Source organism: Hymenobacter glaciei (assembly GCF_039539585.1).
In the GTDB taxonomy this organism is placed as follows: domain Bacteria; phylum Bacteroidota; class Bacteroidia; order Cytophagales; family Hymenobacteraceae; genus Hymenobacter; species Hymenobacter glaciei.
Map to the genome: position 1 here is coordinate 504,482 of NZ_BAABDK010000001.1, position 12,396 is coordinate 516,877.

Sequence of the window (12,396 nt, forward strand, 5' to 3'; positions counted from 1 at the left end):
AGCTATGCTTGCGCAGGCCACCACCGCGGTGAGAGGCGCTGGTGAGCCACTGCGGCCAGCCATCCCAGGAGAGCACCTACAGCGCCCCCACCCAGTACATCGCTAAGATAATGAGCGCCAAGATACACGCGACTGTAGGACAATAGCATAGACCAGATAAACACGCCGATTTTTAGGCCGCGAAAGCGCCCGGGCGGCAGCACCAAGGTCAGGAAAACTGCCAATGCCACGGAATTGGCGGCGTGCGACGACAGGAAACCAAACTGACCGCCGCAGCCGTCGGGCAGGTGGAGCAGGTGGCTCAAAGAAGCATCGTGGCAGGGGCGGGGCCGCCCAAAAAACGGCTTGAACAACCGGCTCGTAATACTGTCGGCCAGCCCGACGGCGGTAATCACCAGCGGCAGTAGCAGCAGCGCCCGCCACCGGAATTGGTATATCAGCCAGCCAATGAGCACGGCATAGGCCGGAAACCAAACCGTGCGGTTCGATGCAAATACCATCACTCCGTCCATTATCGGGCTGTGGGCCTGGTTAATGGCTAACAGCAGCCGGCGGTCGAGCGCAAGTATGGCCTCAAGCATCGGCCAGCCAATCGACCCCTTTGCGGAGCCAGCTTAACGTGGTCGCCTCGGGGGTGCCGGGGGCTGGCGGGGCGGGGTTGTAGGCCCAGCCGGTGCGCGGAGGTAGGCTCATGAGAATGGATTCGGTACGGCCGCCGGTTTCGAGGCCAAAGCGCGTACCGCGGTCGAAGGCCAGGTTGAACTCGGCGTAGCGGGCGCGGCGTATGCTTTGCCAGGCTTCTTCGCGCTCGGTGTAGGGCAGGGCGTGGTTGGTTGCCATTAGGCCAGTATAGAAGGGGCCAAACAGCTCGGCTACGTCGCGCATGAAAGCGAACAGCTCTTCGGCCGTGCCATCTTTTCCCACGGTCAGCCTATCATAGAAAATTCCGCCTACACCACGGGTTTCTTGGCGATGAGGCAGGTAAAAATAATCGTCGGCCCAACGGGTGAATTTGGGGTAGTAGGCAGGGTTGTGGCGGTCGCATACGGCTTTTAGCTGGGCGTGGAAAGCGCGGGCCTGGGTTTCGTCCACGTATATCGGGGTCAGGTCGATGCCGCCGCCGAACCACGCTTCGCCGTTGCCCGCTTCGAAATACCGCACATTCATGTGGATGATGGGCACGCGCGGGCTGCGCGGATGCAGCACCACACTCACCCCGGTGGCGTAGAAATGCGGGTCGGGCATGTGCAACTGCCGGGCTGCCGCCTCGCTCATGGAGCCCCACACAGTTGAAAATCCCACGCCTCCCTTTTCGAGAATTCGGCCGTTTTCAAGCACTTTCGAACGGCCGCCACCGCCGCCTTCGCGCTGCCAGGCATCGGTGAGGAAAGCTGCCGGGCCGCCGTCGGCAGCTTCGAGCTGCTGGCAGAGGCGGAGCTGAAAATCAGCCAGCCAAGCTTCAATTTCGGGTCGAATGGTGGGGGAGGTGGTAGCAGTCACAAAAGGAAGTGCCGCACGAAGCGGAAGTAAAAAAGAACTCGCCGAAAACCAGCGGGTCGGTGGTTTGGCCCCGGTAAATACCGAATGCCGAAGTGGCGGCAAAGATACGAGGGCGGGGCCGGGTGTACTTTTGTAGTCTCACCCGTCCCGCCCCCGATGACTGAATTTGCTGCTTCCGCCGCTGCCGAAACTGCGCCCGATACAACCGACTTTGCTTCTACCCGCGTGGCTTCGGCCGCCGCAGCCGCGGCTGCGGCCTTCACCGCGCCAGCCCCGCCGGCACAGGCTACCGTGGAACCGGCCCTGCTCAAGCGCGCCTACGCCCTGATGCACACCGCCGCCGAAATGGCGACCCTCTACGAGGAGGAAAAAACGGTAGCTGCCCGCTACGTGCACGCCACCGCCCGGGGCCACGAGGCCGTGCAATTGGCGGCAGCCTTTTTGCTCACCGAAACCGACTACGCCGCCCCGTATTATCGCGACGATGCCATGCTGCTGGGGATGGGGCTGCGCCCCTATGAGTTAATGCTGCAGCTGCTGGCCAAGGCCGACGACCCGTTTAGTGGGGGGCGTACTTACTATTCGCATCCCTCGCTGCGCCGCGCCGGCGTGCCCATGATTCCACACCAGAGCTCGGCGACGGGCATGCAGGCGATTCCCGCCACCGGGGCGGCCCACGCGGTGGCGTATTTTGAAAGCCAGGGGCTGGCTATTCCCAGAAACGTAGAGTTGGCTGGGGAAAAGGCGGCTGATACAAAGCCCTTGGTATTGTGCTCGATTGGCGACGGGGCCATGACGGAAGGCGAAGTGGCCGAAGCGCTGCAAATGGCTATTCTGCACCAACTGCCCATCGTGTACCTGGTGCAGGACAACGACTGGGGCATTTCGGCTACCGGCCGCGAAATGCGCGCTATGAATGCGTACGACTTTGCCGCCGGCTTCCCCGGCCTGCGGCGGATGCAGGTAGACGGGGCCGATTTCAACTCCTCATACACCGGCCTGAGCGAAGCCTTCGCCCACGTGCGCGCCCGGCGCGGGCCGGTGCTGGTGCACGCTAAATGCCCGCTGCTGGGCCACCACACCAGCGGCGTGCGCCGCGAGTGGTACCGCTCGGACCTGGCCGCCCACCAGGAGCAGGACCCGCTGCCGCGCTTGCACCAGCAGTTGTTGGCGACGGGCCTAAGCGAACGTGACCTCGAAGCCCTTCGCGCCGAAGCCCGCGCCACGGTGCGCGCCGACTGGGCCGAGGCCCTGGCCGCGCCCAACCCCGACCCGGCCACTTTTGCCGACCACGAGTTTGCTCCGCCTGCAGTAACCGAAGAAACCGGGGAGCGCAGCCCCGCCGGGGCCGAAAAAGCCCTGATGGTAGACGCCGCGCTGCACGCAGTAGACGACATCCTGCGTGAATTCCCGGAGGCGTTATTTTATGGGCAGGACGTGGGCGGCGAGCTGGGTGGCGTATTTCGCGAGGCCGCGCTGCTGGCCAAGAAGTATGGCGACCGTCGGGTGTTTAACACGCCCATTCAGGAGGCCTACATTGTGGGTAGCACGGCGGGTATGGCAGCCGTGGGGGCGCGTGCCATCGTCGAAATTCAGTTTGCCGACTACATCTGGCCGGCCCTGAACCAGCTGGTGGAGGAGCTGTCGAAGTCCTGTTACCTCACCATGGGCAAGTTTCCGATTCCGGCCGTTATTCGCGTGCCGATTGGGGCCTACGGCGGCGGCGGCCCCTACCATTCGGGTTCCATTGAAAGCACCCTGCTCACTATTCGCGGCATCAAGGTGGTATACCCCAGCAATGCGGCCGATATGAAAGGGCTGATGCGGGCGGCCTACCTCGACCCCAACCCGGTTATCATGCTCGAGCACAAGGGCCTGTACTGGAGCAAGGTGCCCGGTACCGAGGATGCCAAAACCGTGGAGCCAGCCGCTGGCTACGCCATTCCGCTGGGCCAGGCTGCCATTGCGCAGGCCGCCGATGCCGAGCAGTTGCGGCGGGGCAATACGGCGCTGGTGGTAACCTACGGCATGGGCGTGCACTGGGCCAAAGCAGCCAGTCGCGACTTCCCCGGCCAAATCGAAATTCTCGACTTGCGCACTCTCAATCCCATTGATTTTGAAGCCATAGAGGCTGCTACGCGACGCCACGGCAAGGTGCTCGTGCTCACCGAAGAGCCACTGCTCAACAGTTTTGCCGAGAGTTTAGCGGGCCGCATTCAGCGGCACTGCTTCACGGCGCTGGATGCGCCGGTTTTCACCCTCGGAGCGGCTAACCTACCGGCTATTGCGCTGAACGTGGAGCTGGAACGCCAGATGCTGCCCAGTGCAGCCAAGGTGTCGGAGGCACTGAGGGAGTTGCTGGAATATTAAATAGGGGTGAAAATGAAAGGCGGTCGTGCATCGCTAGTTGAAGCGAAGCACGACCGCCTTTTTTTGATTTCTTTGGGCTTAAAAAGGGTAACCAATGCCCAGGTTGAAAGAAATGGGGTTGGCGCTGCTATCGAAGTTGCGTAGAGCCCATTTGTCGGCTGTAGTGGGCGCGGTCGGGTCATAGATTTTAGTAGCGATGTCGAGGCGGATAATAAGGAACGTGAAGTCAAACCGAACACCGAAGCCGGAACCCACGGCAATTTGCCGGTAGAACTGATTTAATTGGAATTGCGCGCCCGGCCGCAGGTAATTACCAAAATTGGGTGAATTAGGGTTTGTCTCCTTACGTTCCTGCAAGCCCCACACGTTACCAAAATCGGTAAAAACAGCACCTTTGAAGAAACCTGAGATTGGGAAACGGTATTCGGCACTGCCTTCGAGTAGCAGTTCGCCCGGTTGTTCGGTAAGGTAGTCGCGCGAGCCATCGGAACGGGTGGGTGTGTAGCCTCCGGGGCCCAGCCGCCGAGGTTGCCAGGCGCGTAGACTGGTGGAGCCCCCGGCAAAAAATGACTTATCGTAGGGAACGATGAACGAATACGTTTTTGTTTCTTCGTCGTAAGTCCGGCTCAAGGCATGGACGATGCCGCCATTAAGGCGCCACACGAAAAAGGTCTCAGGAGTAAGGTGATGATAGCGCCGATAATCGATGCTGAGACGAGCAAAATCGTATACGTTCAGTCCTGTGCCAGACTTTAAGGCATCTTGATAGAGGTGGCGTGTAAGGCCCCCAAACTCCACAAACATGCGCAAGTAATGGGCATCGCGGGTTTGGTTGAAATCATTGGAATTATAAAGGGATGTGAAGCTAAAGCTGGGCTCAATCTGCTTGCTGAACGAGCGATACAGCGAAGAGCCCTGGGTATCGCGCAGATAATTCAGCTGATACTTAAATGAGTCAGCTTTAATATAGGAATTAACGAGTGTCAGTACGACAGGCGAAATAACATACTGATGGAAAGCCGACTTCTGCCAGATGTAATCGAAAGAGAACTCGAAGTTTGAACGCGCGTATTCAGGCCGGTCAACAAATGTTTCCGACAGCTGAAAACGGGTTTTAGGATTGTAACGGGTCAAAAAGTGGTTGGTGCGAAAAGGCACCAGGAACTGCGGCAATATCAGCGAAGCAGTGGCCCCAAGCTGCGTGGTATGTACCGCTTGAGGAGCCTCTCCCTCTTTCACATCGACCCGTGTGAGCTGCCCTTCGTAGCCGGCACGAACGCCTAGTTCCAGCACTTCGGCTCCACCGAACGGATTACGGGTTTTCAAGCGCAGGTTGAGGAATGGACCAGGCAAATACGCCACGTAAGTACCACCAACCTCACTAGTTTGCGAATATTTAGGGGCAGGCGAGGCATTGATAACAGCCAGCAGCTCGCCGGTAACCGGGTGCAGACTGGTGCTATCGGTGGTGGGTGGGTCGGGCACCTTGCGGTAGCCCACGGTATTAAACCGGAACATATCGAGGTCGGAGAGCAGGCGCTGCGTCTGCACGGTATTGGCAAGGCTATAGTGCTGGCCTGGGCGTACCAACACCTTGCGAGCCAGCAGCTTTGTACTGTATTTCTGCTGATAAGCCGCAAAACGAACCGAATCCGTAACGGTCGTGTCGGTGCGCAAGCCGAGGTTGGGCCGGTCGCGCAAAGCCGCGGCCGTACCCGCCCGGCGCAGGGTGTCGCCGGTGGCACTGCGTAGGGTGCGGCCCACGCCGGCATCGGTTACGAAACGCACCTCTCGAATAGTGTACTTGCGGTGGCCTTGGCCGGGAGCTGGGTTCGCAATGAACATGCGCAGCCGCACAGTGCCCTTATCGTAGCTGGTATCGGCCTCGTAACTGATGTACTGCTGGCGGAAATCGAAGTAGCCGGCGTTCTTTATGGCTGCTTCAAGGCGCGTACGCTCGAGGCCCACCGTGTCTTCGTTGTAGCGGCCGTTTTCGTGCAGGAACGAGGCAGGCTGAAGTTGCCGTACCACCGCCGCCACCCCCGAATCGGGGATAAAGGGCGGCTGCAAACGGTAGCGAAACAACAGATTTTCGTCGACCTTGTAAGTCACCACTACGCGGCGATACCGCTTGGCACGGTCCAGTGAATCGGTTTTGCTGGGCAGCACCCGGCCCGGGGCTGAGAGGATGCGAAACAACAGGCTGCGCCGGAAACGGGCAGTATCGGTTGCCGTAACCTGGCCCCGGAAAAAGCCGTGCGTGTGCAGGTAGGTAGTCATCTGCTGCACGGTGCGGGCCGTGAGGGCCGTGTCGTAGATGGCCGGTGGCTCGCCCAGGCGCATGATGGCGTTGCCTTTGTCGAGAGCCAGCTGCTTGCGCTTGGCTTTGCGCTCGCGCTGGGTGATGAGCTGGCCGAGCTTGGCCGAGTCGGTACCGGCGGCCTGCATGCGGGCGGCGTAGGTGCTCTGGATGTCGCGCAGCTTGCTGCGCAACTTCACCGAATCGTAAAACTTTACGCCCAGCTGGTAGATGGCTAGCTTGGGCAGCGGCAGCTGGGTATTGGGCTGCTGCTGGACCAGGGTTTTCAGGGCGTCCTCGTCTAACTGCTTCTTCACGCCGGTTATCTCGACGCGGCTGAGCAGGCGCTGGTTGGGCTTGAGCAGCTTGAACGGCGAGCAGGCGGCCACTGCCAACAGGGCCAGCAGCGGGCCCAGGCGGCCGCCGCGCCGTAGGTTTGTAAAATAGGAAGTCGACAATGGTTTCAAAAGCACTGGGCAAATACGTGCAGTCACTGCACCAAAAGAAGTACCGGCACCGCCACGGGGTGTTTCTGGTGGAAGGCGGCAAAAGCGTGTTGGAGCTGCTAAGTTCCGACCTGGAAACCGAACACGTGCTGGCCACCCCCGAATTCGCCGACCAATACCGTGCCCAACTGCCTGCCAACCTACCCTTGAGCTTGGCCAGCGAGCACGAGCTCACCCAACTCGGTACGCTGGCCACCAACACCACGGCCCTGGCCATTGCCCGCCAGCCCGTTGCACCCCCGCTGCCCCAAACGCTAGCCGAAACCGGTTTATTGCTGGCCCTCGACGATGTGCGCGACCCCGGCAACCTGGGCACCCTGTTGCGCTTGGCCGACTGGTACGGCCTGCCTGGCGTGGTGCTCAGCTCCGGTTGCGCCGATGCGTATGCGCCCAAAACCGTGGCCGCCAGCATGGGCGCATTTGCCCGCGTACGCGTGTGGGAGCGCGACCTGACCGAGTGGCTGCCCACCCTGTCAACGCAAACAAGCGTCTACGGGGCCGATTTGGAGGGCGACAACGTGCACCGCATCGAGCTTCGCCCGGCTGGCGTGCTGGTGATGGGCAGCGAGTCGCACGGCCTCACGCCGGGTGTGGCGGCAGCGCTCACCCGCAAGCTGCACATCCCCAGAGGAACCGGTGGCCAGGCCGAAAGCTTAAACGTGGCAATATCTGCGGCGATTTTGCTCGACAACTTTTTTCGGGGGCAATAAGGCGCCGACTGCCCTCCGGGTATTGCTGAGTGCGACACCTGGATGAGAGCGCAGCTAATCCTACTCTATTCGAAACGTAAGAAGCGAAAAGCCCCGACACTATGCAGTGTCGGGGCTTTTTCATTGGGGAACCGCTTAATACTTTATAAGGTCTTGCACACCGAAAATGGAGGTTGCGGCGCTCCACTCGCAATGGCCGGTTTACCCGGTTCCTTAGTTCACCCCAATCAGGCGCACGCCGAAGCTCAAAACCTGGGTGTCGGGCCCCGCGCCGGTTTTAAAGAGCTGGTTCATGTTGTACTTGGCGAAAAACTCCACGTCGCGGTAGCCAATGGTGCCTTGCAGGCCATAGAGGAAGTTCTCCATGTTGTAGCTGCCATCCTCTTTGTCCTTGTAAGTGGTGCCCTCGCTGGTGTACTTCAGCTTGGTCCAGGACTTGATGCGGTAGCCCACAAAGCCTCCGGCTCCTACCAGGAAAGTGGGGCGGTAGTGCGAGTCGCGCAGCTGCAGGCGCAGCATCACGGGCAGGTTCACACTAGAGGTGGCGAGTTTGGATTTCTGGTACTGGCGGCCGTTGGTTTCGCGTACCACATCGGTCCGGCCGTTGTTGTTCACCCACTTGTTGTTGCCGCTCAGCATGTAGTTGTTGAAGGCGAACTCGGGGCCAATGGTGAGGCTAACCGGGCTGCGCTTGCCGCCGAGACGTGGGTCCCAGTTCAGGCCGATGTTGACGTAGCGGGAACCTTCGGTGCGCAAATCAAGGCTTTCGGGCTGGCCATTGAGCCCCAGGTAGGTTTTCTGATTTACAAACGTGTTCACTCCCAAGTCAAGAATCAGGTGCGACTTGTGGTGGTGGTTTTCAAAATTCTTCAGGCGGATGGAGTCGCGGTTTGTCTCGCGCACACGGCGCTCCTCATCCGTCTTGCCACCTACCTTAAAGCTAAAGCCCGTGTTGTTGGAGGCCTTTTCCATCAGCACGTCCACCTTGTTGTTCGTAGCGGTGCCAGCGGACGTTTTGTGGGTGGTGATGCGGATTTGCTCGGGCATGTTCTTACCCGGCTGGTCCTTATCGGGGTAAAATTCCATCGTTACCTGATTGGTGGAGGACGCTTTGGCCGCTGCTTCGGCTTGGGTGATGTAGGTAGCCAAGCGCGAGGTGAGCGAATCGAGCTGGTACTTTTTAAGCTGCCGTAGCTGCGCCGCGTCGCGCACCATCAGGGTGATGACTGCCTTATTGGGCAGGCGTACTACAATGGTGTCCTTCACAGTAGCGGGCCCGGCCAGGGCCGTAGCCTGGGCCTGCGACGTGGCGCCAGCGAAGCCTAAAAGCAGAAATAAGGAGAGAAAAGCGCGTTGCATGATTTCTGAAGAAGAAGAGAGTTAGAGTTGAATGGACTTGCTGACGTGGCGACCGGCAATGGTGGCCTCCAGGGTCAGGTTTTGGGGCAGGCCGGTTACTTCCGACAGGCTGATGCGCTCGCCCCGTACCGCGTGGCCCACTTGCCGCAGCAGGCGTCCGCCCAGGCCCGGGCGGTCTTCGGTAGCAGCGGCAGCCGTGGCCACGGCCGTTGCCAGGGTGGGGTGGCGGGGTGCGCCGTTGCGCACATCTACCGTTATGATGTTGGCTGCAGCCAGCGTTGCGGGAGAGACGGCAGAAGAAGCAGGATTGGCGGGGACGTTTTCCACCGTCGGGGTAGGTGCAGGCAGATTAGCGGAAGCCAATGCCGACTCGTCAGCCGGCCGGGTGGAGATGCTGGGCGGGGCAGTCGTGCCGGCTACCAGCGGGGTGGAGGTGGTAGCCGCGTCCGGCTGCCGGGAAGCTCCCTGCTGGCGGCGGGGCGACTGCTGAGCCATCATCCCGACCTTCGAAGCGCTAGATGCGGTACCAGTAGAGCGGGTTGCCCGGGCCGGCAGGTTTTTTTGAGTAGCGCTGGAAATTGCCGTTTCCGAAGGTTGAGCACCGTTTTGGGTTGCTGCGGAAGCAATGCTGGTTGCGGCACCATTGGTAATTATTGATGTAGAGGCGGTCTGGCTATTCTGCTCCAGGCTCTTTGTGCCAATCGTCGCATTGCTGGTGGTATTACCCAGTTTTTCTTGCGCTTTAGGCTGTCCAGCTGGTTGAGAAGCTACCGTGCCGGCCGTACCCCGCGAACCCGTGGGGAAACCCAGCCACAAGCCCGCGCCGCCGGCTAGCAGGAGCAGTGCTACTGCCGCCGCCAGGGCCATAGGCCACCAGGCGGCTGCCCGGCGCTTACGCGGCCGCAGGTGCTCGTCTTCCAGGCGCTCCCAGATTTTGCGAGGCACCGGTGTGGCATGGACCTTCAGCCGGTGTTGATACAGCTGGTCGACCCGCTCGGGTGCATGGGCGCTGGGCAGGGGAGCCGGCGCGCTGGCGCTGGGGCCAGCTTGCAGGCGGGCCCACAGGTCGTCGCCCGGGGGCGTTTCGTGGTCGCCGAGCTGGCTGCGGAATAAGTCGTCGATATGGTCAGTAGACATTGGTCTAGTTGGTGCTAATGGCGGAAAACTGGATGCGGCGCTGCAGCATGGCGCGGGCCTTGCTGAGCTGCGACTTGCTGGTGCCTTCGCTGATGCCTAGCAGCTCGGCAATTTCCTGGTGGCCGTAGCCTTCCAGTGCGTAGAGGTTGAAGACGGTGCGGTAGCCGGCGGGCAGCGTGCCCAGCAGGCTCATCAGGTCTTCGGCCTGCAGCGCAGTATCGGCGGTGGCGGCCGTGACGGCCAGGCTTTCGGGTTGCACGAACTCTTCGAACGACACGGTCATGAGCTCGCGTTGGCGCAGCTGCATCAGCGCTTCGTTCACCATAATGCGCCGTACCCACCCCTCGAAGCTGCCCTCGAAACGGTAGTTGGGCAGGGCCCGAAACATCTTGGCAAAGCCCAGTAGCAGGGCTTCTTCGGCGTCTTCGCGGCGCTTGAGGTAGCGGCGGCACACGGTGAGCATCAGCCCGGCCAGCTGGTCGTAGAGCTGGCGCTGGGCCCGGTGCTCGCCGCGCACGCAGGCAGCGATAAGGTCGGCTTCCGATAGAGTAAGAGTAGGCACAACGCAGAAAGGATGGTGAGTTGCAGCGGCAGATGCCGTTGCGCCCACAAAGGTTGCCTGCGCCAGTAATTATTTTGAAGCACCCCTCGCAGCCGACTCTTCACGCTCAGTAGGAGGGCTAGAGCAGTGCTGGCCGCGGCGTGCGGTATACGTATTGGGATAGTACGTACCGCCACGGCATGGCTAGAATAGGCAGGAGCACGCCGGCAAACACGGCACTCTGGTATTCGAACGCTGAGCCCGCCAGTTGGCCCTGCCTCCACAGGGGGTAGGCCACCAGCAGCAGCCACAGGCCTTTGTAAACTATTTCAAGCAGCAGGATGGGCAGCATTTTTAGGGGGCGAACGATGCCCAAGCCAGCCAGGACCGAGAAAGCCGCCCACACGGACGACGCCATGGCATTGTCGGACTCCCAAGGCCCCTGGTGCGTGAAAATGTGCGTCCAAACGGTTTGCCCGAGCATGAAGAACATCAGCGCATACACCGTTCGCAGCGCGTAGATGTTGATTCGGTGCACCCCTTGCTACGACTCCGATGGCTGGAAAAGAGCGTTGAGGCTAAAGGGCATGAGCAGTGGGTTGAAGCGGTTGAATGGTGCTGCCAGCTGTGTGCAGGCGCATTTGCGCTTGCCATTGGGGTATGTTTACCCCTTTAATAAGCAGCCACAGGCACAGCGACAGTTCGCCGATAAGTGGTGGTAGCAACACGCCGGGAATGAGCCAATCGGCCAGCACCGGGGCAAAAAGGGCCGCCAGGCAGCTCAGCAAGTAGGCTGCGCCCGCTACCTGCAGCAAAATGCCGAGCACGGCGGGCAAAAAGCGCGACTTAATAATCAGGTAGCCATTCACCAGACAGGTAAGGCCAAAAAAGACGAGGGCAATGTTGAAGGCCACGTCGTGCGATTTCAGCGCGAGGTTGGCCAGCAAAGCCACTCGCGCCGGGCCCCAGGCTTGCAGGTAATCGGCGCTTTGCAGAATGGGCAACACCAACAGCTGAAACAGCTTGCTCACGGCCTCCACGGCCAGCGACACGCCGTTGAGCAGCAACGCCAACAGCGCGAGGCTTTTGCTCACCGTTCGCAGCAGCTGGAATTCAATCCAGAGCAGTGGCACGGCGCAGAGCACCACTATTAGGTTGGCCGCGGTGCCCACCCGCCACAGCCCCGGCGATGCAATAATGTTGTGCGCCGTTGTGGCGGCATCGGCCGCCATCAGCTTGCTGTTCACGAACCCCTCCGAGAATGCTCCGAACAGAATAATGACGAGGTAGAGCGCGCCGCCGAGGCGAGCATACCAGAGGGGCGACGTGGCAATGGTGCGGTTGAGCATACAGGCAGGTAATGATGCAAAAGCCTGACGAGTGCTGAGTAAGCTGCGCCCCGGCGGTTTCGGGTGGTGAGCTGGCAGATTCGAACTCACTGGCTGGGGTTGCCTGGGCCATGCCTTTACTCCTGCAAAACTGCTTCCTGGCGCGGTGAGGGCATATAGCCTGAAGCCCAAAGCTGCGGTGGGAGTGGTTGAGCTGGCTGCTAGGAGCGGTGTTGGCGTAGATTGCCTGCGGCCTTTGTTCCGGCTGGCCTGTTATTTCACTGCTGCTGCCCATGCCCAACCTTCAACCCCTCGCCCTATACCTGCTAGCCGGCCTCTGCGAAATCGGTGGCGGGTACCTGATGTGGCAGTGGCTCAAGGCCGACCAACCAGCCTGGACCGGCCTGCTCGGTGCCTTCCTGCTGATTGTTTATGGCTGGGTGGCCACCTGGCAGAGCATGACCTTTGGCAAAACCTACGCCGTGTACGGGGGCGTATTCATCCTGATGTCCATTGCCTGGGCTTGGTATTTCGATGGTTTCCGGCCCGACCGGTACGACGTTATCGGTGGGGTGGTGTGCTTCGTGGGCATTGGCATCATTCTGTTCTGGCCCCGGTCCTGAGTCCAGCCTGGAGATGCTTCCCG

At 60.6% G+C, this 12,396-nt stretch carries 11 protein-coding genes; 3 read left to right on the plus strand and 8 right to left on the minus strand.

Annotated features, from left to right (window positions below):
* Positions 1-2 precede the first annotated feature (2 nt).
* Positions 3-581: a phosphatase PAP2 family protein gene (locus tag ABD837_RS02300; RefSeq protein WP_345049792.1), complete on the minus strand. Its 579-nt coding sequence runs from the start codon at positions 579-581 to the stop codon at positions 3-5.
* Entirely contained in the window at positions 574-1,500 is a 927-nt protein-coding gene (gene hemF / locus ABD837_RS02305) for an oxygen-dependent coproporphyrinogen oxidase (RefSeq protein ID WP_345049794.1), read from the minus strand. Before hemF ends, ABD837_RS02300 begins: the two co-directional genes overlap by 8 nt.
* 156 nt (positions 1,501-1,656) lie before the next feature.
* On the opposite strand from hemF, the gene ABD837_RS02310 reads away from it, so the two are divergent.
* Positions 1,657-3,870: an alpha-ketoacid dehydrogenase subunit alpha/beta gene (locus ABD837_RS02310; protein ID WP_345049797.1), complete on the plus strand. Its 2,214-nt coding sequence runs from the start codon at positions 1,657-1,659 to the stop codon at positions 3,868-3,870.
* 78 nt (positions 3,871-3,948) lie between these two features.
* On the opposite strand, the gene tamL is transcribed toward ABD837_RS02310, so the two are convergent.
* Positions 3,949-6,627, minus strand: a complete 2,679-nt coding sequence (gene tamL, locus ABD837_RS02315) for a translocation and assembly module lipoprotein TamL (RefSeq protein WP_345049798.1) — start codon at positions 6,625-6,627, stop codon at positions 3,949-3,951.
* Between tamL and ABD837_RS02320 the strand changes: the two genes are divergently transcribed.
* A complete protein-coding gene (locus ABD837_RS02320) occupies positions 6,627-7,385 on the plus strand; it encodes a TrmH family RNA methyltransferase (protein ID WP_345049800.1) in 759 nt (252 codons plus the stop codon). The two genes, tamL and ABD837_RS02320, sit on opposite strands and share 1 nt — an antisense overlap.
* A gap of 213 nt (positions 7,386-7,598) precedes the next feature.
* Here the strand turns inward: ABD837_RS02320 and ABD837_RS02325 are convergent, their stop codons facing one another.
* The 5 genes from ABD837_RS02325 to ABD837_RS02345 all read right to left on the minus strand — a co-directional run bounded on the left by ABD837_RS02325 (position 7,599) and on the right by ABD837_RS02345 (position 11,771).
* Positions 7,599-8,744, minus strand: coding sequence for an outer membrane beta-barrel protein (locus ABD837_RS02325; protein WP_345049802.1), 1,146 nt, complete (start codon positions 8,742-8,744; stop codon positions 7,599-7,601).
* A gap of 21 nt (positions 8,745-8,765) precedes the next feature.
* A complete protein-coding gene (locus ABD837_RS02330; protein WP_345049804.1) occupies positions 8,766-9,881 on the minus strand; it encodes a hypothetical protein in 1,116 nt (371 codons plus the stop codon).
* 4 nt (positions 9,882-9,885) lie between these two features.
* Positions 9,886-10,443 carry an RNA polymerase sigma factor gene (locus ABD837_RS02335; protein ID WP_345049806.1) on the minus strand — a complete coding sequence of 186 codons (558 nt, stop codon included), beginning with the start codon at positions 10,441-10,443 and terminating at the stop codon, positions 9,886-9,888.
* A 118-nt stretch (positions 10,444-10,561) separates the two neighbouring features.
* The gene (locus ABD837_RS02340) at positions 10,562-10,960 is read right to left on the minus strand and encodes a hypothetical protein (protein WP_345049808.1); all 399 of its coding nucleotides are present in this window, start codon (positions 10,958-10,960) and stop codon (positions 10,562-10,564) included.
* Positions 10,961-11,000: 40 nt separating this feature from the next.
* Complete coding sequence (locus tag ABD837_RS02345) at positions 11,001-11,771, minus strand: DUF4386 domain-containing protein (RefSeq protein WP_345049810.1); 771 nt, start codon at positions 11,769-11,771, stop codon at positions 11,001-11,003.
* A 272-nt stretch (positions 11,772-12,043) separates the two neighbouring features.
* Here ABD837_RS02345 and ABD837_RS02350 point away from each other — a divergent pair, with 272 nt between their 5' ends.
* The gene (locus tag ABD837_RS02350) at positions 12,044-12,373 is read left to right on the plus strand and encodes a YnfA family protein (protein ID WP_345049813.1); all 330 of its coding nucleotides are present in this window, start codon (positions 12,044-12,046) and stop codon (positions 12,371-12,373) included.
* The last annotated feature ends 23 nt before the right edge of the window (positions 12,374-12,396 follow it).